Source organism: Pseudomonas sp. B22129, from assembly GCF_044218875.1.
Taxonomy (GTDB): Bacteria; Pseudomonadota; Gammaproteobacteria; order Pseudomonadales; family Pseudomonadaceae; genus Aquipseudomonas.
In genome coordinates this window covers 4,289,415-4,311,457 of the sequence record NZ_CP162592.1, presented here as the reverse complement: position 1 = coordinate 4,311,457, position 22,043 = coordinate 4,289,415, and the positions used below count along the sequence as shown (strand labels likewise).

The window sequence follows — 22,043 nt, the reverse complement described above, 5'->3', positions numbered from 1 at the left end:
GCTCCAGATGGGGAGTTTTGCAGCGCGTTCTTAGAAGATCGCGTAGGTATAGTTGAAGATCAGGCGGGTTTGATCCTGGTCTGCAGTACCGGTGTTGTGGCCTTTGTAAGTACCGGTGCGGAAAGTAGTGCCGAAGCCTTTGAGCGGGCCTTCCTGCACAACGTAATCCAGACGGAAGTCGGTTTCGCTTTCTTTCTGGTCGGAACCACCCGCCACTTTGGACTTGATGTCGGAACCGTCCAGGTACGCCACAGAAGCTTTCAGGCCCGGTACAAAGGCTTTGAAGTCGTAGGTGTACTGGCCAAAGTTGACTTGCTCGCCCGCGCGGGAGAATTGGCCAACCACAGCGTCGGTGAACAGGTAGAAGTCGCTGCCGCCTGCGCCTTGCGGCTGAGGGTTGGCGATGCTGCCCTGGTTGACCCACACGAAGCCGCCGTCATCACTCACGCCGATGTGGCCGAGCATCAGGCTGCTGCCGCCCAACTGGTAGGTGAACGCGGCGCTGTAGGTTTTGTTGTCCACTTCGCCGGCGTGTTTGGCATAGCCGCCGTTGTTGTTGAACTGGTAGCCGGCTTCACCGTTTTTGCCGTCGCTGGTGCTGTCGAAGTAGCGCAGGTCAGTCTTGAACGACTGATCGTTGCCCAGCGGCAGTACGTGAACCAGGCCGAAGTAGTTCTGTTTGTAGAAGTCTTGCAGGTTGGCGTAGTAGTACTGCAACGTCAGGTTTTTAGCGATGGCGTTGTCAGACGAACCGAAAGGCTTGTAGTCCACACCACCGAATTTGAAGCTGTCGCTGTCACGAGTGCCGCCGGCAACGCTCAAGCCGGTGGAGTTGCTGGACGCACGGCCTTCGGCCTTGTTCAGCTCACCGCCGGTGAAGGTGACGTTCGGGATGTCGTTCGACGTCAGGATGCCGCCGTCAAAGGTCTGCGGCGCTACACGGCTGTCGTTGGACACCAGGATAGGCAACACCGGCGCCAGGCCACCACCGACGTGCAACTCGGTCTGGGAAATGCGGAACTTCACGTTACCCGCAGCGCGACCAAAGGAGTCAGCCGGCTCGGTGCCGTTGTTTTTGGTCGGGAAGAAGCTGTTGCCGTTGCCGGACAAGCCTGGGCCCGCGGTGTGGCCATCGCCGCCATCCAGACGCAGGGCGCCGAAGGCCATCACGTCGAAGCCGACCCCGAGGGTGCCTTGGGTGAAGCCGGATTTGTAGTCAAAGCGCAGCAGTGTTGCCGCTTCGCGCAAATCGTTGCTGGTCCCCGAACGATTGTCTGCGCTGTAGTACATGGTCCGCGAGCTGATAGCCGCGTGGCTGTCTTCCAGGAAGCCGCTGTGTCCGGTACCTGTGCCCAGCGAACCCAGCCCGAAATCATCGGCGCTGGCTTGTTGTGCGAGCAAGGCGGCGGTGATGGATAACGCCAGTGTAGAAATTTTCATTAACGACGGCCCCTAAACATATTTTTATGTGCGGTGTGTGCAGAACAGCTTTCATCCCTACAAACGTGACGATTGTTTCATGACGGCCCCGGCGCTCCTCGTGAAGAATTAGTTAGGAAAACCCCCTCGAAAATGAAATTTCACGGCCGTCGTTTTTTGTCATATTCCCGTCATTTCATTCTCTTGAAGAATGAAGTCCTGAAGATTCTTCGTTTGCATGGCCGCGCCCAGCCCAACAAAATCCAGACAACGGCCTCACCTCCTCCCACCGTGTTCAGGAATTTTTCTATGCCAACCGTCGCCTATGTCAGCCCCGACGACATCCGCAAGGGTTTCTCCCGAGCCATGTCCGACATGTACAGAGATGAAGTTCCACTGTATGGCGCGCTGATGGAGCTGGTGGCCGAGACCAATGCCGGGGTTTTGGAGCACGATCAAGCGCTGGCCGCGCACCTGCAACGCACGGGGGAAATCCAGCGTTTGGACATGGAGCGCCACGGCGCCATCCGCCTGGGCACAGCGACCGAACTGGCCACCATCGGCCGGCTTTTTGCGGTGATGGGCATGCAGCCAGTGGGCTATTACGACCTGACGCCGGCGGGCGTGCCGGTGCATTCCACGGCCTTTCGCGCCGTGCACGAGCAGTCATTGCAAACCAGCCCGTTTCGCGTGTTCACCTCGCTGCTGCGCCTGGAACTGATCGAAAACCTGGAACTGCGCGCCTTCGCCGAAAGCGCTTTGGCCAAACGCTCGATCTTCACGCCGGGCGCCCTGGCGCTGATCGAACAAGCGGAACGTGATGGCGGCCTCAACGCCGAAGACGCCGAAGCGTTCATCCGCCAAGCCCTGGAGACCTTCCGCTGGCATCACACGGCGACCGTGACCGGCGCTCAATACCAGCAACTGAGTGACCAGCACCGCTTGATCGCCGACGTAGTCGCATTCCGTGGGCCGCATATCAACCACCTGACCCCGCGCACCCTGGACATCGACCAGGTACAGGCCGCCATGCCCGGCAAAGGCATCACGCCAAAAGCCGTCATCGAAGGGCCGCCGCCCCGCCAGTGCCCGATCCTGCTGCGCCAGACCAGCTTCAAGGCCCTCGATGAGCCCATCGCCTTCACCGACGCCAAAGGCAGCCACAGCGCGCGTTTCGGCGAAATCGAACAACGCGGCGTGGCGCTGACGCCCAAAGGCCGCGCGTTGTACGACGAATTACTGAACGCCGCGCGCGACGAACTGGGCGCTTTCCCGAATGAGGGTAACGCCACGCGCTATATAAAATTGATGGAACACCACTTCCAGGCCTTCCCGGATGATCACGCGCAGATGCGTGAACAGGGCCTGGCCTACTACCGTTACTTCGCCACCGAACAAGGCCTGGCGGCACGCGGTGCAGCGGATCAGCCGCGCACAGTGGAGGCGCTGATCGCTGCGGGCCACATCGACGTGGAGCCCTTGGTGTATGAGGATTTTCTGCCAGTGAGTGCGGCGGGGATCTTTCAGTCCAACCTGGGCGACACGGCGCAGAGTCACTACGCAGCCAACTCAAACAGGGCCGAGTTCGAACAGGCACTGGGCCGTCAGACGATGGATGAATTGAAGCTGTACGGCGAGACGCAGCAGCGCTCTATAGAGGTGTGCACCCAGGCGCTGCTGGCGTGAAATAGAGATGCCCACCCGGCTCAGCAGCGCAATCCTTGCGCCGCAACAGTCCCCAGAGCCGGGTGGACGGGGCGCATCATATTCAGTCAAAAGCGCCCTGTCCCTCAGACAATTCTGAACAAATGTGTCCGTGGCCTGTAGGACCACAAATCACTCAGTTCAACCGCCCGACGATTTCGTCTTTGATCAACAGCCGCTTCTTCTTCAGCTTCTCCACGTCCTCATCGCTGGCACTGGCCGACTCGGCTTTGAGCACTTCACCGTCGGCAGCGTCGTATTGGCTGAACAACGAGTCCAGCCGTTTATCGCCCGCCCTGCGTTCGTGAACGACTTCCTTGCTCAACCCCAAGTCCTGATACAGGTCGTGTTTCACTGGCATGGAATACCTCCGCAAGTTGATCAATGGCCTACGCTCCTGAAGCTAGCCCATTGCGCGGGGTCTTGTCATGTTCGGGATCAATCCATCCCCGTTCGTCGCAACGCTGGCGATGGGATCAAACCTTTGCCACCCCCTGCCCTCCACTGTAAATCGCCACCCGAGGGAGACCGGTTTCATGACTCACGCTGCCACCGCCGCCGACACCCAATGCATCAACACGATCCGCACCCTGGCCATGGATGCCGTGCAGAAGGCCAATTCCGGCCACCCGGGAACGCCCATGGGCCTGGCGCCCGTGGGTTACACGCTGTGGAGCCGCTTCCTGCGCTATCACCCTGAACACCCGGACTGGCCCAACCGTGACCGTTTTGTATTGTCGGTGGGCCATGCGTCGATGCTGCTGTATTCGCTGCTGCACCTGGCCGGCGTGGTGGAGATTGACGCCCACGGCAAGCGCTCCGGCCAGCCGGCGATCAGCCTGGACGACATCAAGCAATTCCGCCAGGCCGACTCGAAAACCCCCGGCCACCCCGAATACCGCATGACCACCGGCGTGGAAACCACCACCGGCCCGCTCGGCCAGGGCTGCGCCAACAGCGTCGGCATGGCCATGGCCGGACGCTGGATGGGTGAGCGCTTCAACCGCGACGGTCAGGTGCTGTTCGACTACAACGTCTACACCTTGTGTGGCGACGGCGACATGATGGAGGGCATCAGCAGCGAGGCGGCCTCCCTCGCCGGGCACTTGAAGCTGGATAACCTGTGCTGGATCTACGACAACAACACCATCAGCATCGAGGGCCACACCGAGCTGGCATTCAGTGAGGATGTGATCAAGCGCTTCCAGGCCTATGGCTGGCACACCCTGCACGTCACCGACGCCAATGACTTGCAGGCGTTGAGCACAGCGCTGGAAACCTTCCAGGCCACTGCCGGTGCGCCGACCCTGATCGTGGTCGACAGCGTGATCGGCTATGGCTCGCCGCACAAACACAACACCGCTGCCGCCCATGGCGAACCGTTGGGTGAAGAGGAAATTCGCCTGACCAAGGCGGCGTATGGCTGGCCGGAAGATTCCAGTTTCCGGGTGCCCGATGAAGCCCGCACGGTGTTGCGCGACGCGCTGTTTGAGCGAGGCCGGCCCCTGTATGAAGCCTGGGCCGGGCACTTATCGCAGCTTGAACAATACGAGCCGGAGCGAGCGGATGAACTGCGCCGCATGCGCGCCGGCGAAATGCCGGAGCATTGGCAAGATGAATTGCCCGGCTTCTCAGCGGATGCCAAGGGCATCGCCAGCCGTGCCTCAGGTGGCGAGGTGTTGAACGCCTTTGCTCAACAAATCCCCTGGCTGCTCGGCGGTTCCGCAGATTTGTCGCCATCGACCAAAACCAACCTGACCTTCGACGGTGCCGGGCGCTTCAGCGCCGAGGATTACAGCGGGCGCAACCTGCACTTCGGCATCCGCGAGCACGCCATGGGCGCGATTGCCAATGGTATGGCGCTGTCGTATTTACGGCCCTACACCTCGACGTTCCTGGTGTTCAGCGACTACATGAAGCTGCCGATTCGTTTGGCGGCGATCATGGAATTGCCGGTGATATTTGTGTTTACCCATGACTCGATTGGCGTGGGTGAAGACGGGCCGACGCATCAGCCGATCGAACATTTGACCCAGTTGCGCGCCACGCCGGGGCTGCTGACCTTGCGCCCGGGTGATGCCAATGAAACGCTGGAGCTGTGGAAGGTGGCACTGGCGCAGACCCACCGGCCAAGTTGTGTGGTGCTGTCGCGCCAGGCGTTGCCGACGCTGGATCGTACCCGGTATGCGCCAGCGTCCGGGGCGGCCAAGGGGGCTTATGTGCTGGCGGCTGGCGATAGCCCCCAGGTCCTGCTGCTGGCAACGGGCAGCGAGGTCAGCCTGGCGGTGGCGGCGTATGAACAGCTGAAAAGCGAAGGGATTGCCGCGCAGGTGGTGCCCATGCCGAGCTGGGAGCTGTTTGAGGATCAGGATCAGGCTTACCGCGACAGCGTGTTGCCGCCAGCGGTGAAAGCGCGGGTCGTGGTGGAACAGGCCGGGCCTTTTGGCTGGGACCGGTATGTCGGGCAAACCGGCGCCAAGGTCGTGATGAACGGCTTTGGCGCTTCCGCGCCGTTGGCCAAGCTTCAGGAGAAATTCGGGTTCACCGTTGAAAATGTGGTGAAGCAAGCGAAAGCACAAATCCAGCTGACCCGACCCTGACCAAAACGGTGAGAGCTGGCTCGCCCGCAATGGCGGCGGCACTGTTGATAGAGATGTTGTCTATGCCACCGCCTTCGCAGCCTCGCCGGGGCTCGACAGCTCCCACAGGGGATTTGTGGTGTTTGGGAAACCAGCGTCATCGCGCCGGGCACGTACTTGCCAGCGATGAAGATCAAAGGTGGGAGCTGGCTTGCCTGCTCCCACATTGATGGGTGTTGACGTTAGATCAGCTCTCGGGCCAAAAACGGCGCAGTCCGGCTGGTTTTGCTTTTGGCGACTTTCTGCGGCGTACCACTGGCCACCACCTTCCCCCCCAAGTCCCCAGCCCCCGGCCCGATGTCGATCACCCAGTCACTCTGCGCCACCACGCGCATTTCATGTTCCACCACAACCACCGTGTGCCCCGCCTCAACCAGGTGATTCAACTGGCTGAGCAAGCGGTCCACATCTCGCGGATGCAATCCGGTCGTCGGCTCATCCAACACATACAACGTCGCCCCGCGCGCATTGCGCTGCAACTCGGTGGCCAGCTTGATGCGCTGCGCCTCACCGCCCGACAACTCAGTCGCCGGCTGCCCCAGGCGCAAATAACCCAGGCCGATATCCCGCAGCACCTGCAACGAACGCAGCACCCCAGGCTGTTCGGCAAACACTTCAACCGCCTGTTCCACCGTCAACCCCAGCACCTGGGCGATGCTCAAACCCTGCCATTTTATCGCCAGGGTTTCAGAGTTATAGCGCGCCCCATGGCAGGTCGGGCACGGCGCATACACGCTGGGCATAAACAGCAACTCAACACTGACAAAGCCTTCACCTTCGCAGTTCGGGCAGCGGCCCTTGGCGACGTTGAACGAGAACTGCCCGGCATCGTAGCCCCGCTTTTTCGCCGCCGGTGTGGCTGCGAACAGCTTGCGCACGTTGTCGAACAGCCCGGTGTAGGTCGCAAGATTGGAACGCGGCGTGCGGCCAATGGGCTTCTGATCCACCTGCACCAAGCGGCGGATGTGCTCCAGCCCGGCACTGATACGCCCGCCGCTGGCTTGCGGCGCGTCATCTTCCAGGCTCGGTTCTTCGTCGCTTTCCAGTACACGGCCAAGCCCCGTGCCCACTAGTTCCAGCAACGCCTGGCTGACCAGGCTCGATTTGCCCGACCCGGAGATACCCGTCACCGCGGTAAAGCAGCCCAACGGAAAATCCACCTTCAAATGCTTCAGGTTATTGCGCGTCACGCCCTCCAACTTCAGCCAGCCGGAAGGTTCACGCCGCGCCGAATTGGCCGGGCGCCGTTCGGCAAACAGATATTCACGGGTCTGTGAGGCTTCTATCTCGGCCAACCCCGCAGGCGGCCCGCTATAAAGGACCTGCCCGCCATGCTCACCCGCCGCCGGGCCCACGTCGATCAGCCAGTCGGCGCGGCGCATGGTTTCCAGGTCGTGTTCGACCACAAACAATGAATTGCCCGCTGCTTTCAGGCGCTCCAATGCGGTGAACAACGCTTCGCCATCCGCCGGATGCAGGCCCGCCGAAGGCTCGTCCAGCACATAAATCACGCCGAACAATTGCGAACCCAATTGCGTCGCCAGGCGCAAACGCTGCAACTCGCCGGACGACAAAGTCGGCGTGCTGCGCTCCAGGGACAAATACCCCAACCCTAGCTCGGTCAAGGTGCTGACCCGCTCCAGCAAGTCCTGGGCGATGCGTTGCGCGGCCAGGCGTTTTTCCACCGACAGCTTCATCGTGTCCTGCCCCGCCGCCACCGGACGCAGCAGCTCGGCCAGCTGCGCCAGCGACAATTGCGACAACGCGCCAATGTCCACCCCGGCAAACTTCACCGACAGCGCCGCCTTGTTCAGCCGCTTGCCGTCGCACACCGGGCAGGCGCTGCCCTGCATGAACTGCGAGACACGCTTTTTCATCAGCGCGCTTTGGGTGTGGGTGAAGGTGTGCAGGATGTAGCGTCGCGCGCCACTGAAGGTGCCCTGGTAGCTGGGCTCCACCTTGCGTTTCAAGGCCTCGCGGGTTTGCTCCGGGGTAAAACCTGCGTACACCGGGACGGTTGGAGTTTCTTCAGTAAAGAGGATCCAGTCGCGCTGTTTTTTCGGCAGGTCGCGCCACGGGATGTCGACGTCATACCCCAGGGTCACAAGGATGTCGCGCAGGTTCTGCCCTTGCCACGCCAGCGGCCACGCCGCCACCGCGCGCTGGCGGATGGTCAGCGAAGGGTCGGGCACCATCAGCGCCTCGGTCACCTCATACACGCGGCCCAACCCGTGGCATTCCGGGCACGCGCCCTGGGGCAGGTTCGGCGAAAAGTCCTCGGCGTACAGCATCGCCTGCCCCGGCGGGTAGCTGCCGGCGCGGGAATAGAGCATGCGGATCAGGCTCGACAACGTGGTCACACTGCCCACCGACGAGCGTGCACTCGGCGTGCCGCGCTGTTGTTGCAGGGCCACGGCGGGCGGCAGGCCTTCGATGGAGTCCACGTCCGGCACGCCGACCTGATCGATCAAACGCCGCGCATACGGTGCCACCGACTCGAAATAACGGCGCTGGGCCTCGGCGTACACCGTGGAAAACGCCAGGGACGATTTGCCCGAGCCGGAGACCCCGGTAAACACCACCAGGGCATCCCGGGGAATATCCACATCGACGTTGCGCAGGTTGTGTTCGCGGGCGCCGCGCACCCGGACAAAACCTGGGCGTTGGGCAGTGATCGGGGGGATGGTGCGCTGTGACGTCATGGGCAACCTTGTCTTGCAGTGAGCACGCTGCGCACCCGATGCGTCAGGGCTTCGGGGCTGTAGGGCTTGCTCAGCAGATGAATGTCGGGGTTCAGCAGGTGGTTGGTGGAGAGGATGTCGCGGGTGTGGCCCGACGTGAACAACACGGCCACGGGCGGCTGCTGTTCGCGGGCCCAGTCGGCCAGGTCCGTGCTTTTGACGCGGCCGGGCATCACCACGTCGGTGAAGATCAGGTCGGGCAGCGCGCCGCCTTGCAAGGCCAGCATCGCGCGGTCGCCGTCTTCGGCGGTCAGCACGGTGTAGCCGGACTGCTCCAGCAACTCGACCACGGTCAGGCGCACGCCTTCGTTGTCTTCCACCACCAGGATGGTTTCCTGGCCGCCGCTGTGCAGCGCCAGTTCGCTGCCGATGTCCAGGCTTTCCGGCTCCAGGCTGTGAGGGAAATACATCTGCACCACCGAGCCCTTGCCCTCTTCGCTCCACATCTCCACGTGCCCGCCGCTCTGGCGCACAAAGCCGAACACCATGCTCAGGCCCAGGCCGGTACCCTGGCCTTCACGCTTGGTGGTGAAGAACGGTTCGAAGGCGCGTTTGAGCACGGCCGCCGGCATGCCGACGCCGGTGTCGGTGACCGCCAGGCGCACGTACTCGCCCGGCTTGATGCTTTTACCGGCGCAATCGTGCGGGTTGAGGATGATGTTCTCGCCGGTGATACGAATCACGCCCTCGCCGTTCATGGCATCCCGGGCATTGATCGCCAGGTTGAGCAGCGCGTTTTCCAACTGGTTGCGGTCGACATTGATGCACCACGAGTCCTGGGGCAACTGCACGTCGATATGGATGGTTTCCCCCAGCGCGCGCTGGAGCAACTCGCCCAGGCCCGCGTAGATGCGTTGCGGGTTGTACACCGCCGGCGACAAGGGTTGGCGCCGCGCAAAGGCCAGCAGTTGCGAAGACAGCTTGGCCCCGCGCTCCACCGCCGCGATGGCCGCCGTCACGCGGCGCTGCACCTGGGCATTGTCCGGCTCATGCCGGGCCAGCAGGTGCAGGTTGCCGGCGATCACTTGCAGCAGGTTATTGAAGTCGTGGGCCACGCCGCCGGTCAGGCCGCCGATGGCTTCCAGCTTCTGCGACTGGCGCAATTGGTCCTCGGCAGCGGAGCGCGCCTGCACTTCGGCGGCCACCCGTTGCTCCAGGTTATGCGTCAGTTCCTGGCGCACGTGCTCGGAATGCACGAGTTCGGTGGTCTCCACCACAATCGCCAGCACCCCGGCCGGTTGCTGGCCGTCGCCGGCGACGGGGCTGTAATACAGGTCCAGCCACACGGTTTCCGGTTGGCCGTTGCGCAACAACACCAGGTCTTTATTGTTGAACGACAGGGTGCCGCCCGCCAGACAGGTGTCCACCACATGGCGGTTGAACTCGGCCACTTCCGGCCAGCCCATTTCCACCGGGGTTCCCAAGAGATACGGATGCCGCCCGCCGGCAAAGGCCGAGTAGCTGTCGTTGTAGATCATGTACCCCGCCCGCCCCCACAGCATCACCATCGGCACGGGTGAAGCCAGCATCATCTGCACGGTGCAGGTCAGGCTGGTGGACCAGCGGTCGATCGGGCCGAGGTCGGTTGCCGACCAGTCGAACCCGCGAATCCGCTGGGCCATTTCACCGGCCCAGCCTTCACAGCCATGAGGGTTGGATAAAAACTGCATGGTTAAACTCTGTGCGAAAAGAGGACGTCGGCAAAGTTTGGAGCGCGCCAGGCAAAGATCGTTTCAATGCCTATACGTTAGGGGGTAATTGGCGCAGACACCACTGGCCTCAGTGAAAATCCCGGCTGCGCACGTTTATGCCTTCCAGCAGCGGCGTCAGGTCGGTCAAACGCCCGGCAATCAGGTGCCGCACCTCGCCCACCGCCTCCCAGCGCCCGTCCACTTTCAGCAGCCGCGAGCCAACCAGCGCCTGGCGCTGGCGCTCGGCCAGGTCGCGCCACACCACCACGTTGAGGTTGCCGAACTCGTCTTCCAGGGTCACGAAGGTGACGCCACTGGCCGTACCCGGGCGCTGACGCCCCGTCACCAGCCCGGCGATGCTCACATTGCGTCCATGCTCCACCGCCATCAGTTCAAGGGAACTGCGGCAGCGCCGCTTGCGCAGCTCGGCACGCAACAACGCCAGCGGATGCGGGCCCAGCGTGGTGCCGACGGTGGCGTAGTCGGCGTGCAGGTCTTCGCCTACCGAAGGCACCGGCAGCTCCACCATGGCTTCATCAGGGCCCGGCAAACCGGCGAACAACCCGAGTTGCTTGTGCACCCCCGCCACCTCCCAGCGCGCCTTGTGCCGGTTGCCCGCCAGCGCGCGCAAGGCGCCGGAATCCGCCAGCAACGCCTGGGCGCGTGCATCCAACCCGGCGCGCTCATCGAGGTCGGCGATGTCGCCAAACGCCCGGCGCTGGCGGGCCACCTCGATGCGCCGCGCGTCTTCCTCGCGAAACCCCGAGATCATGCGCAAGCCCATGCGGATCGCAGGTTGCTGGCCCTCGATGGGTTCCAGGCTGCAATCCCAGTCGCTGGCCTGCACATCCACCGGGCGAATCTGCAAGCTGTGACGCCGCGCGTCCTGCAGGATCTGGTCCGGGCTGTAGAAGCCCATGGGCCAGCTGTTGATCAGCGCACAGGCAAAAGCTGCCGGTTCATGGCACTTGAGCCAGCAACTGGCGTAGGTCAGCAAGGCGAAACTGGCGGCGTGGGATTCGGGAAAGCCGTAGCTGCCAAAGCCCTTGATCTGCTCGAAAATCTGCGCGGCAAAGGCCTCGGTGTAGCCGTTTTTCAGCATGCCGGTGCGCAGCCGCGCCTGATGCGGCTCCAGCCCGCCGTGGCGTTTCCAGGCCGCCATGGACCGGCGCAACTGGTCGGCCTCGCCGGGGCCATAGTCAGCCGCGACCATGGCGATCTGCATCACCTGCTCCTGAAACAGCGGCACGCCCAACGTGCGCTCCAATACCGCCTCAAGCTGCGGCGACGGGTAGGTGGTGGGTTCCTCACCGTTACGCCTGCGCAAATACGGGTGCACCATGCCGCCCTGAATCGGCCCGGGCCGCACAATGGCCACCTCGATCACCAGGTCGTAAAACTTTTGGGGCTTGAGCCTTGGCAGCATCGACATCTGCGCCCGCGACTCGATCTGGAACACACCAATGGTGTCGGCCTTGCTGATCATCGCGTAGGTCGCCGGGTCTTCGGACGGGATTGTCGCCAGGGTAAAGTCGCGACCACGGTGGCGACGCAATAAGTCGAAACAGCGGCGGATTGCACTGAGCATGCCCAGCGCGAGGATATCCACCTTGAGCAGGCCCACGGCGTCGAGGTCATCCTTGTCCCACTGGATGATGGTGCGCTCGGCCATGGCCGCGTTTTCCACCGGCACCAGGGTGTCCAGCGGGTATTCGGAAATCACGAAACCGCCCGGGTGCTGGGACAGGTGCCGGGGGAAGCCGATCAGTTGCTGGGTCAGCGTGAGCACACGGCGCAGGATCGGGCTTTGCGGGTCGAAGCCGCCTTCACGCAGGCGTTCCAGAGGCGGCGCATCTTCGCTCCAGCGCCCGCAGCATTCAGCCAGCGCATTGATCTGGTCCGGCGGCAAGCCCAAAGCCTTGGCCACGTCACGCACCGCGCCGGCCGCGTGGTAACTGCTGACCACCGCCGTCAGCGCCGCGCGGGTACGGCCATAGCGGTTGAACACGTATTGCAGCACCTCTTCGCGGCGCTCGTGCTCGAAGTCCACGTCGATGTCCGGCGGTTCATTGCGTTCCTTCGACAGAAAGCGCTCAAACAACATGTTCATGCGGCTCGGGTCGATCTCGGTGATGCCCAAGGCAAAGCACACTGCCGAGTTGGCCGCCGAACCGCGCCCCTGGCACAGAATCGAGCGGCTGCGGGCGAACTGCACAATGTCGTGCACCGTGAGGAAATAACTCTCGTAACCCAGCTCGCTGATCAGCCCCAGTTCCTTGTCGATCTGCTGCACCGTCCTGGCATCGGCGCCCTGCGGCCAGCGCCGGGCGATGCCTTCTTCCGTCACGGCGCGCAACCAGGTTTTGGCGTCATGGCCAGCGGGCACCAGCTCGCGCGGGTAGTGATAGCGCAACTGGCTCAGGTCGAAGGTGCAACGCCGGGCGATGGCTCGGGTTTCGTCGAGCAAGGCTTGCGGGTACAGCGCGGCCAGGGCGTCGAGGCTGCGCAAATGCCGCTCGCCATTGGGATGCAGGCGCGTGCCGGCTTCGGCCACCGGCACGTGATGGCGGATGGCGGTCATGGTGTCTTGCAGCGCGCGGCGGCCACGGGCGTGCATGTGCACATCGCCACAGGCCACTGCCTGGATATTCAGGCGGGCAGCCAGTTGCAGGCGTTGCTCCAGGTGGCGCGCATCGTCCTGGCCGCAATGCAGGTGCACCGCCAGCCACAGGCGCTCGGCGAAGGTGTGGCGCAGCCATTGGATCGAGGCCTGGGTGTCGCTGTCGTCGGCCATCCACAACGCCAGCAGGCCGGGCAACGGCTGCGCGAAGTCTTCCTGCAACAGGCGGTAGCTGCCCTTTTCGGCACGGCGCCGGGCCACCGTGATCAAGCGGCACAGGTGCTGGTAGCCTCTGAGGTCTTCCACCAGCAGCACCAGTTTCGGGCCGTTTTCGATACGCACTTCGCTGCCGATAATCAGCGGCAACTCCACCGCTTTCGCCGCCTGCCAGGCGCGCACGATGCCTGCCAGCGTGCACTCATCGGTGATCGCCAGTGCACTGTAACCCTGGCGTTTGGCCCGTTCGAACAACTCCAGCGCACTCGACGCCCCGCGCTGGAAGCTGAAGTTGGACAGGCAATGCAGCTCGGCGTAACTCATGCAAACCAGCCGTGCAGCCACAAGCCGTCGTTTTGCCCCACGGTGCGGTAGGCCCAGCCTTGCTGGCCGGCACGGGTCTGGATCAGATAATAATCGCGGCGGATATCGGCGCCGTCCCACCAGCCGGATTCGATGCGCTCCGGGCCCATCACTATCTGTACGCCCTGCTCGGCCAGCAGCGTGGGTTCGTGCAGCAACCAGCCGGGGCGTTGCACCCTGTTCAGGGTCGGGCACGGGTGTTTGTCGGCCGCCGTCTGCCAGGCGCATTCGGGGCGGTGGTCGGCGTGAAAACGCAGGCCTTGCACGGCCTCATCGCCCAGGCGTGCACGCAGGCGTTCGCGCAATTGTGCCCACGGCAGGGTTTGTTGCGGGCGGTCGTCGAACAGGTCATGGCGTTGCGGCACAAATGCCGGCAGGTCTTGAGCGACCAGGCGAAAGCCGCGTACCGGCGAGGTGACTTGCACCTGCTCCAGGCGGCCACGGGCCAGTTCGAACAGCATCGCCGGCTCGCGCTCGGCACTGAGCAGGCCGACCTTGATCACGCTGTCGGGCGCTTGGGCGTGTTCCAGGTGCAGTTCGAAACGCTGTACACCACTGTCGCGCCCGCAGAGGAAAGCGGACAAATCGCCGGTCAAACGGCGCAGTGGAAACAGCAAGGCCTGATGGGATTGCACGTCGAAATTCAGCTCGATACGCACATCAAACCGGTCCGGTGGTTGATAGAACGCCAAGGCCAGCGGCCGCTGCCCGGCCAGCGCGTCCAGATGCTTGAGCAAGCCGGCCTCAAAGCGCCGCGCCAACGTATGCCGGGGCAACGCCTGCACCTGGGCCAAGGTGCGCAGGCCCATGCGCGACAAGGCGGTGGCGGCCTGCGGATCGAGGCCGGCGCGGTCAACCGGTAAGGGGGCCAAGGCTTGCATCAATGTTTCATCGCCGACGGCCAGGCCATCGTAAAGGTTGGCCAACACGCGCGCCGCCGCCGGGTTGGGCGCGGCGACGATACGGTGGCGAAAGCCCAGCTCGGTCAGTTCCTGGCGCAAACGCGCTTCAAATTGTGGCCACGGGCCGAACAGCCCCAGGCTCGATTCGATCTCGAACAGCAAGGCGCGCGGGTAATACAGGCTGACCTGGGAGCTGAAACGGTAGGCCCAGGCGGCGAGAAACTGCTGGCAACGTTCAATGTCGGCGGGGTCGTATTCGGCGCTGGCAAAGGTTTTGGCCAACGCGTTCGCCGCCGTCAGCGATTGGCCGGGGCGCAAACCCAGGGCGCGGGCGGCGTCATTGACGGTTTGCAGCACGCGCCGTTGCGGCGTGCCGGCGAGCAATACCAAAGGCTGGTCCGGCTCGGGGTGCACACGCTGCACCCCGTCCAGCGCCAATTGCGGGAAGACAATACACACCCAGCGCATGGCAACCTCAATGCCCTGCCAGCGCAATCGGCGCCGGATGAGCCAGCCCGCCACGGCACTTGAGCACCCGCACTTGCGCGGGTTTGGCCTCGACCGCCAGGCGCAGGGCGGCGGGTGACGAATTGATCGCCTCGTTCAAAGAGCGCCAGGCAAACGCCAGGGTCTGCCCGGTTTCCGCCGCCACCTGCAAACGGCGCAAGGCGCGGTCATCGGCCTTGCGCGGCCAGCACAGCACCGCGCCGCAACTGCCCGAGCGCAGGCATTGTTCCACTGCCCACAAGGCATCACGCTCCTCGGCCTGGATCACCGACAGCTGGCGCAAATCCACCCCGGCGTTTTGCCAGGCGTGGGGGTACGGCGTATAAGGCGGCGCCACCAGCACAATGCGCTCCCCGGCCATCGATAAACGCGCCAGGGTCGGCAGCACCAGTTGCAACTCGCCCACGCCTTCCCTGGCCATGAGAATTTCGCTCAACGCCGCCTCCGGCCAACCGCCCGCGGGCAGCACCGCGTCCAGCGCCGCCAGCCCCGTGGGGTGCACGCTGGCCGGTGGCGCGGCGGGCCGGCCCTTCCAGACTCGCCCGCCATTGAACAGCGAGTCCAGGGCAACCACGGCGCCCATCAGCCTTGCCTCACCAGGCCACAGAACACCCCTTCGATGGCCAGGTCCTGATCAGGCCCGACCACGATGGGTTGATACGCGGGGTTGCGTGGCAACAGGCGCACGTGATCGCCACTGCGTTCGAAACGCTTGATGGTGACTTCGCCGTCCAGGCGCGCCACCACAATTTGCCCGTTCAAGGCCTCGGCGCTGCGGCGTACGCCGACCAGGTCGCCGTCGAGGATGCCGTCTTCAATCATGGAGTCGCCCTGAACGCGCAGCAGGTAGTCCGGGGTTTTCGCGAAGGTTGCGGGGTCCAGTTGCAAGCGGCTGTGCACTTCGGCATCGGCGCCGATGGGCAGGCCTGCGGCGACACGGCCGAGCACGGGGATGTCCAGCCACTCGGGGCGTGCGGGTTGGTTGAGCAAGCGGATGCCACGGGCCTGGTTGGGGTTGACCTCGATGAAGCCGGCTTCGGTCAGGGCCACCACGTGCTTGCGGGCGACGCTGCGCGAGGCAAAGCCGAACGCCTCGGCGATCTCGGCGAGGCTGGGGGGCTGGCCTTGTTGTGCGATGCGGTCGCGGATGAAGGTCAGGATGGCGGTGCGGCGGGGGGTCAGGGTTGTCATGGAGTACATTTGTACTCTTGTGGGAAATTTCTGACAATAGCCGTCAGTCGGGGGTGGTTTTTTTGGGGGGGTTGGATTGAGTACATATCCGTTATTTGGGGCGCTGCGGATATTGGTTCCGCTCTTACAGCGGCTCACTTTGGAAAGCCCCAAAGTAAGCAAAGGGCTCTTGCCCCACCACTCGGCACCTCGCCCAGGCTCGGTGTGCCCTCACTCCGGCATTACTGCGCGGGCCGCCGCGACGGGGCGTCCCTGCCCCGTCGCGGCTAAACCGGCGCCCTGCCGGTTTACCCGCTCCGTAATACCTGCGTTCGGCCAGCGTGGTTTAACGGGGCGCCTGAGATCAAAAGCAGATCAAAAGCAAGAGCACGGCGGCCTGACAGCCGGCCTGAGTGGTGTGGAGCAAAAGCGGTCTGGTGTGGGAGCTGGCTTGCCTGCGATGGCATCTACTGGGTGTGCCTGATGTACCGAGGTGTCTTTATCGCAGCGGTGCGGCGACCCGACAAGCCAGCTCCCACAGAGAAGCTGAGCCGAACTCGGTCAAAAATGTGGGAGCGGGCTTGCTCGCGAATGCAGTGGGTCAGTTTATGAATTTGGTGACTGATCCACCGCATTCGCGAGCAAGCCCGCTCCCACATTTGGATCTCCATGAATCAGGTAAACGGTGTGTAGCTGTGTTTTTGATTCAACCACTCAGGCCGGCTGTCAGGCCGCCGTGCTTTAGATCTTGATCTTGGGCGCCCCGTTAACCACGCTGGCCGCACGCCGAGCGTGAGCGAGGTGCCGAGTGGTGGGGCAAGAGCCCTTTGCTTACTTTGGGGCTTTCCAAAGTGAGCCGCTGTAAGAGCGGAACCAATCTCCGCCATCACCCAAATAACGGATATACACTCACAAAGCACAATTCCCCAAAATCCCCTCCCCGGCAAACGCCCTGCGCACAAACCCGCTCGAATCCCCAAGCGAACCATTCACTGTCCCCGAATGATCCAGCTCCGGGTAAAAATGCCATTCAATCCGGTCCCCCGCCTTGCACGCATCCCGGACCAACGCCTTCTGCCCCGGCACAAACACATCCAGGTCCTTGCCGCCCGTACCGAAAAACACCGGAATATCGGTTTTTAACGTGGGATACGCCGATTGCCGATTAACCTGATCCAGCGCGGCCTTGGGCGACCGCTTGAAGCTGTTGTTGAAGGTCAACCCATCCGCCACCACACGCTGCTCGATGGCATGCAGGCAGTCTTCCTGGCTGCTCTTGAAGGCCGGTAAAGCCTGCTCGGCAAGGTAGTCGGTGGGCACGAAAGAAGGATCAAGCAAGCTGGCAGTACTCAGGCGCAGCAGGTTGTAGGCAAAGGTCGGCACCACCGAGCGACGGGCATTATCCAGCTCGGCGCTTTTACCCTGGGGGTGCGCAGAGGCATAAGGCGTACCCGTGGCCACGACGCCAACGATATTCACATCCGGTGCGTAAGCCTTGGCCGAGACCGCCGTGGCGAACGCCGCCCGCCCACCCTGGGATTGCCCGAACACCACCACAGGCTTGGACACATTGAAGCCCGCCCCGCCCACCGCGCGAATGCTGTCCAGCACGCCATACGCCAACGGCCTTGTGAGCCCATAAGGATGCAGCCCGGGCGTGCCCAAGCCTTGATAGTCGGTAGCCACAATCGCGTAACCCTGGCTCAGCCAATAATTGAGGTAGCGCGTATCCCGGGGGCTGCGCGCATTCAGCGATGGCGCGCAACGGTCAGCACTGCCGACCGTGCCATGGGCCCAGGCCATCAGCGGCCAGCCGCCTGCGGGCGCTGTGCCTTTGGGCAGGAACAACGCACCGGACACGGTGATGGGCGTGTGGTTATCCAGGCCATCGGTGGAGCTGTACAGAATCCGCAGGTTCTGCGCGGCATCAGCCAGGCTCTGCTGCGGCGTCAAGGCTTCACTGCGCAACAACAGCCCCGGTTGGCCGGGCACCGGATCGGCCCAGGTATAAAACGCGTCGGCCGCGTGGCTACTGCCCGCAATCAATACACACAGCAACGCACACCAGCGCCTCACGGGTCACCAGCCTTCTTTCAACATGCGCAGCTCCAGATGCTGCAACAGCATGATGGTTTTGCCGTCGACAATGTCACCGCTGTGCACCATTGCCAGCGCCTGCTCAAAGCCCAACTCCAGCACTTCAATGTCCTCACCCTCTTCCTCCAGGCCACCGCCTTTACCCACCCGGTCGCCCGGCTGGTATTCGCCGATAAAGAAGTGAATGCGCTCAGTCACCGAGCCCGGGCTCATGAACGCCGCGTAGATTTGTTCCACATGGCCGACGCGGTAGCCGGTCTCTTCTTCGGCCTCCAGGCGGATGCGTTCTTCGGGGCTTGCGTTGTCCAGCAAACCCGCAGCGGTTTCAATCAGGTAGCCGTGGTAGTCGTTGACGAAGGTCGGCATGCGGAACTGGCGGATCAACAGCACGGTGCGTTGGGTGCGGTTGTACAACAGGATGGTCGCGCCATTACCCCGGTCATACACCTCACGGGTCTGGGCTTGCCAGCTGCCATCCTGGCGACGCAGGTCAAAGCTGTATTTTTTCAAGAGGTACCAGTTTTCCGAAAGGGTCTCTTCGGCGGTGATGCGAACGGGGCTGTTGTCCATGGTCGGGCCTTTGCTCAAAGGAGCTGGAGCATGTCGCGCAGGCGATACCAGCGTCAAGGGAGCAGCGCTGCAACACTTTGCAAGAGATACCCGTGGGCAGCCGTCGAATTAATTCCTGCCCCAGTAAGCCATCTGGTAAAACCCGTGCTTCGCCTTTTGCTCTGGAACCTTCATGTCATCGCGTTTTCTGTCTCGCCTGGGCCTGCGCTGGTTTCCCCTGCTGTGCATGGCCATTCTGATCGTCGGCCTGCCGGTGGGTTGCGCCGTACTGCAACACAAGGAGCGCGAGCTGGTGTTTCGCATCGAACCGGGCACGGCCAGTTGGTACAACGGCTTGCCAAAGGCGGTACAGGAATTTGATCTCAAGCCCGCCAGTTTCAAGTCCGGGCAGAACATCCATGCCTGGTGGTACCCGGCGGACAAGAAAGACGCACCCGCCATCCTCTACCTGCATGGCGTGCGCTGGAACCTCACCGGGCAGTTTTTTCGCATCGAACAATTGCACGCGCTGGGCTATTCGGTACTGGCCATCGACTATCGCGGCTTTGGCCAAAGCCACGGGGATTTGCCCTCGGAAACCACGGTGTATCAGGATGCACGCATTGCCTGGGAACGCTTCCAGGTGCTGCAACCCGACCCCGAAAAGCGCCTGATCTACGGGCACTCGCTGGGCGGCGCGGTGGCGATCGACCTGGCCGTCGAACTGAGCAGGCAAACGCCGGTTCCCGTGCGCGGGCTGGTGATCGAATCCACGTTTACCTCGCTCGGCGATGCCGCCACTGCCGTGGCCAATACCTCATTGCCGGTGCGCTGGCTGCTGTCGCAGAAGTTCGATTCCATCGACAAGATGGCCGATGTGCACATGCCACTGCTGGTGGTCCACGGCCTGGCCGACCAATACGTGCCACCGCGTTTCAGCCAGCAATTGTTTGAAGCCGCCCAGGAACCCAAGCGGCTGTTGTTGGTGCCCGGCGCAACCCATAACAACAGCATGAGCCTGGCCGGTCGCAGTTATGGCCAGGCGCTGGATAATTTGATGCGCGCGAAGGTGCCTGCACAGGTGGTCACGCACTCCACAGGCCGTAACGGCGACTCGTAAAAGTACTTTTCGGCACTGGGTTCGCACTTGGCTGTCAAGCGCAAACCCTGCCCATACTGGCCCGCGCCGAAAGTTGATCAAATATTAACCGCAGGTTAAATCGCCATACCTGCCGGGGTCTCGCAAAGTTATCCACAGAGATACCCACGGTTTTCGTGGACAACTCTTTTTACTTTTTTACGTTTTTTTTGCTCAGTAAACACCCGTGGGAAAGGTGCCCGGCAGCAAAATATCGCGATTCACATCACGTATATCGTTATAGCCACACAGCGCCATCGACACGTCCAGTTCGCGGGCAATAATCTCCAGCGCCTTGGTCACGCCGGCGTCACCCAGAGCGCCCAAGCCGTACAAATGCGGCCGGCCGATCATCGTGCCTTTGGCGCCCAGTGCCATCGCCTTGAGCACGTCTTGGCCGGAACGGATGCCGCCATCGAGCCACACCTCTATGCGCTCACCTACCGCCTCGACGATTGCCGGCAGTTGGCTGATGCTCGACGGTGCGCCATCCAGTTGACGGCCGCCGTGGTTGCTCACCACCAACGCATCGGCGCCGGAATTGGCGGCCAGGCGTGCGTCTTCCACATCGAGGATGCCCTTGATGATCAGCTTGCCGCCCCAGCATTTCTTGATCCACTCCACGTCATCCCAACTCAGGCGCGGGTCGAACTGCTGGGCGGTCCACGACGACAGCGAACTCATGTCCGCCACGCCCTTGACATGCCCGACGATATTGCCGAACCCACGGCGCTTGGTGCCGAGCATGCCCATCACCCAGCGCGGTTTGGTGGCCATATTGAGGATGTTCGGCAGGGTCAGTTTCGGCGGCGCCGACAGGCCGTTGATCAAGTCCTTGTGGCGTTGCCCGAGAATCTGCAGGTCCAGCGTCAGCACCAGGGCATCCACCCCGGCGGCTTTTGCACGCTCGATCAACTGCTCGATAAATGCGCGGTCGCGCATCACATACAACTGGAACCAGAATGGCTGGCCAACCTGCTCGGCGATGTCTTCCAGAGAGCAGATGCTCATGGTCGACAAGGTGTAGCGCAGGCCGAACGCGGCAGCGGCGCGGGCGGTGAGAATCTCGCCGTCGGCGTGTTGCATGCCGGCCAACCCGGTCGGCGCCAGCGCCACGGGCATGGCCATGTCCTGGCCGAGCATGCGGGCGCGAATGGAGCGCTCATCGATATTGCGCGCCACGCGTTGGCGGAATTTGATGCTCGCAAAATCGCTTTCATTGGCCCGGTAGGTGCTTTCAGTCCAGGAGCCGGAATCGGCGTAATCGTAAAACATCCGTGGGACACGTTTTTGCGCGAGCTTGCGTAAATCTTCGATGGTTGTGATCAACGACATCGGGGGTCACCTCTCCCTGAACTGATGGCAGAGAGTAACCGCCCATCGGCCGCGCAACCAGCCATTGCATTTAATCAGACGGCGGAATAATCTCGCACAAACCCGCAAAAAGACGCACAACCATGCACAACACCCATCAAGCCATCGACCTGCCTTCGCTGCGCAAACAAAAAATCCTGTTGCTGCTGGAACGTGACGGCAAAGTCACCGCCTCGGAATTGGTCGAGCATTTCGCGGTGTCCCAGGACACCATCCGCCGCGACCTCGGCGAGCTGGCAGCCGCCGGTTTGTTGCAGCGTGTGCACGGCGGCGCCCTGCCCCGGCCCAAAGACACCGGCAAGGACTTCTTCACCCGCGTCGGCGAAACAAACGACACCAAGCGCCACCTTGCGCAATTGGCCGCCGAGCGTGTGGAAGACGGCCAGATCGTGTTGTTCGACTCTGGCTCCACCACACTGCAAATCGCTCAATCCCTGCCCCGCGAGATCCACCTGACCGTCGTCACCGCCTCGCCGATGATCGCCATCGCCCTCGCCGACCACCCCCATGTGAAAGTGATACTCGCCGGCGGCCAACTCAACCCGGCCACCTTGTCCACGGGCGGCCAGGAGGCCATACGCCTGATCCAGAGCGTCAAGGCCGACCTGCTGTTTACCGGGGTGTGCGCCTTGCATCCGCAAATTGGCATTACCTCGCTGCACTTCGATGAAGTGGCGGTCAAGCTCGCCTTGCTCGACAGCGCATCCCACGTGGTGGCCGTGACCATGGCCGACAAGCTGGGGGCGGTGGAGCCTTTCGTGGTGGCACCGTGCGAGCGCATCCACACGTTGATTACCGAGTGGCATGTGCCGAGTGTCGAGGGGTATGAACAGCTGGGTCTGGAAGTGTTGCGGGTAGAGGTTTAAAACACCAAGCCTGAAAATCAGGACGACTAATCTGTGGTGAGCGGGCT

At 62.7% G+C, this 22,043-nt stretch carries 15 protein-coding genes; 4 read left to right on the top strand and 11 right to left on the bottom strand.

Annotated elements, in window-relative coordinates:
- Positions 1–30: 30 nt before the first annotated feature.
- Positions 31–1,440: an OprD family outer membrane porin gene (locus AB4P94_RS19925; RefSeq protein ID WP_395607055.1), complete on the bottom strand. Its 1,410-nt coding sequence runs from the start codon at positions 1,438–1,440 to the stop codon at positions 31–33.
- Positions 1,441–1,728: 288 nt separating this feature from the next.
- On the opposite strand from AB4P94_RS19925, the gene AB4P94_RS19920 reads away from it, so the two are divergent.
- The gene (locus AB4P94_RS19920) at positions 1,729–3,105 is read left to right on the top strand and encodes a VOC family protein (RefSeq protein ID WP_395607054.1); all 1,377 of its coding nucleotides are present in this window, start codon (positions 1,729–1,731) and stop codon (positions 3,103–3,105) included.
- 154 nt (positions 3,106–3,259) lie between these two features.
- Here the strand turns inward: AB4P94_RS19920 and AB4P94_RS19915 are convergent, their stop codons facing one another.
- Positions 3,260–3,484, bottom strand: a complete 225-nt coding sequence (locus AB4P94_RS19915) for a DUF465 domain-containing protein (protein ID WP_395607053.1) — start codon at positions 3,482–3,484, stop codon at positions 3,260–3,262.
- Between the two features lie 175 nt (positions 3,485–3,659).
- On the opposite strand from AB4P94_RS19915, the gene tkt reads away from it, so the two are divergent.
- On the top strand, positions 3,660–5,723 hold the full coding sequence (tkt, locus tag AB4P94_RS19910) for a transketolase (RefSeq protein WP_395607052.1): 2,064 nt from the start codon (positions 3,660–3,662) through the stop codon (positions 5,721–5,723).
- A 221-nt stretch (positions 5,724–5,944) separates the two neighbouring features.
- Here the strand turns inward: tkt and uvrA are convergent, their stop codons facing one another.
- The 8 genes from uvrA to AB4P94_RS19870 form a co-directional block, all read right to left on the bottom strand.
- Positions 5,945–8,464, bottom strand: coding sequence for an excinuclease ABC subunit UvrA (gene uvrA / locus AB4P94_RS19905; protein WP_395607051.1), 2,520 nt, complete (start codon positions 8,462–8,464; stop codon positions 5,945–5,947).
- Entirely contained in the window at positions 8,461–10,173 is a 1,713-nt protein-coding gene (locus tag AB4P94_RS19900) for an ATP-binding protein (protein ID WP_395607050.1), read from the bottom strand. Before AB4P94_RS19900 ends, uvrA begins: the two co-directional genes overlap by 4 nt.
- Positions 10,174–10,282: 109 nt before the next feature.
- Positions 10,283–13,354, bottom strand: coding sequence for an error-prone DNA polymerase (locus AB4P94_RS19895; protein ID WP_395607049.1), 3,072 nt, complete (start codon positions 13,352–13,354; stop codon positions 10,283–10,285).
- On the bottom strand, positions 13,351–14,763 hold the full coding sequence (locus AB4P94_RS19890; protein WP_395607048.1) for a Y-family DNA polymerase: 1,413 nt from the start codon (positions 14,761–14,763) through the stop codon (positions 13,351–13,353). Before AB4P94_RS19890 ends, AB4P94_RS19895 begins: the two co-directional genes overlap by 4 nt.
- A 7-nt stretch (positions 14,764–14,770) precedes the next feature.
- A complete protein-coding gene (gene imuA / locus AB4P94_RS19885) occupies positions 14,771–15,385 on the bottom strand; it encodes a translesion DNA synthesis-associated protein ImuA (RefSeq protein ID WP_395607047.1) in 615 nt (204 codons plus the stop codon).
- The gene (lexA, locus tag AB4P94_RS19880) at positions 15,385–16,002 is read right to left on the bottom strand and encodes a transcriptional repressor LexA (protein ID WP_395607046.1); all 618 of its coding nucleotides are present in this window, start codon (positions 16,000–16,002) and stop codon (positions 15,385–15,387) included. The genes imuA and lexA overlap by 1 nt, the downstream gene beginning before the upstream one ends.
- Positions 16,003–16,881: 879 nt before the next feature.
- The gene (locus AB4P94_RS19875; RefSeq protein ID WP_395611364.1) at positions 16,882–18,030 is read right to left on the bottom strand and encodes a lipase family protein; all 1,149 of its coding nucleotides are present in this window, start codon (positions 18,028–18,030) and stop codon (positions 16,882–16,884) included.
- Between the two features lie 21 nt (positions 18,031–18,051).
- Complete coding sequence (locus AB4P94_RS19870) at positions 18,052–18,639, bottom strand: NUDIX domain-containing protein (protein ID WP_395607045.1); 588 nt, start codon at positions 18,637–18,639, stop codon at positions 18,052–18,054.
- Positions 18,640–18,811: 172 nt separating this feature from the next.
- Here AB4P94_RS19870 and AB4P94_RS19865 point away from each other — a divergent pair, with 172 nt between their 5' ends.
- Positions 18,812–19,738, top strand: coding sequence for an alpha/beta hydrolase (locus AB4P94_RS19865; RefSeq protein WP_395607044.1), 927 nt, complete (start codon positions 18,812–18,814; stop codon positions 19,736–19,738).
- 192 nt (positions 19,739–19,930) lie between these two features.
- Here AB4P94_RS19865 and AB4P94_RS19860 read toward each other — a convergent pair whose 3' ends face one another.
- Entirely contained in the window at positions 19,931–21,091 is a 1,161-nt protein-coding gene (locus AB4P94_RS19860; RefSeq protein ID WP_395607043.1) for an L-lactate dehydrogenase, read from the bottom strand.
- A 122-nt stretch (positions 21,092–21,213) separates the two neighbouring features.
- Between AB4P94_RS19860 and AB4P94_RS19855 the strand changes: the two genes are divergently transcribed.
- Complete coding sequence (locus AB4P94_RS19855) at positions 21,214–21,996, top strand: DeoR/GlpR family DNA-binding transcription regulator (protein ID WP_395607042.1); 783 nt, start codon at positions 21,214–21,216, stop codon at positions 21,994–21,996.
- The last annotated feature ends 47 nt before the right edge of the window (positions 21,997–22,043 follow it).

Coding starts and splice junctions, on each gene's coding strand:
- AB4P94_RS19925 (WP_395607055.1), bottom strand. CDS start 1,440: ATGAAAATTTCTACACTGGCGTTATCCATCACCGCCGCCTTGCTCGCA.
- AB4P94_RS19920 (WP_395607054.1), top strand. CDS start 1,729: ATGCCAACCGTCGCCTATGTCAGCCCCGACGACATCCGCAAGGGTTTC.
- AB4P94_RS19915 (WP_395607053.1), bottom strand. CDS start 3,484: ATGCCAGTGAAACACGACCTGTATCAGGACTTGGGGTTGAGCAAGGAA.
- tkt (WP_395607052.1), top strand. CDS start 3,660: ATGACTCACGCTGCCACCGCCGCCGACACCCAATGCATCAACACGATC.
- uvrA (WP_395607051.1), bottom strand. CDS start 8,464: ATGACGTCACAGCGCACCATCCCCCCGATCACTGCCCAACGCCCAGGT.
- AB4P94_RS19900 (WP_395607050.1), bottom strand. CDS start 10,173: ATGCAGTTTTTATCCAACCCTCATGGCTGTGAAGGCTGGGCCGGTGAA.
- AB4P94_RS19895 (WP_395607049.1), bottom strand. CDS start 13,354: ATGAGTTACGCCGAGCTGCATTGCCTGTCCAACTTCAGCTTCCAGCGC.
- AB4P94_RS19890 (WP_395607048.1), bottom strand. CDS start 14,763: ATGCGCTGGGTGTGTATTGTCTTCCCGCAATTGGCGCTGGACGGGGTG.
- imuA (WP_395607047.1), bottom strand. CDS start 15,385: ATGGGCGCCGTGGTTGCCCTGGACTCGCTGTTCAATGGCGGGCGAGTC.
- lexA (WP_395607046.1), bottom strand. CDS start 16,002: ATGTACTCCATGACAACCCTGACCCCCCGCCGCACCGCCATCCTGACC.
- AB4P94_RS19870 (WP_395607045.1), bottom strand. CDS start 18,639: ATGGACAACAGCCCCGTTCGCATCACCGCCGAAGAGACCCTTTCGGAA.
- AB4P94_RS19865 (WP_395607044.1), top strand. CDS start 18,812: ATGTCATCGCGTTTTCTGTCTCGCCTGGGCCTGCGCTGGTTTCCCCTG.
- AB4P94_RS19860 (WP_395607043.1), bottom strand. CDS start 21,091: ATGTCGTTGATCACAACCATCGAAGATTTACGCAAGCTCGCGCAAAAA.
- AB4P94_RS19855 (WP_395607042.1), top strand. CDS start 21,214: ATGCACAACACCCATCAAGCCATCGACCTGCCTTCGCTGCGCAAACAA.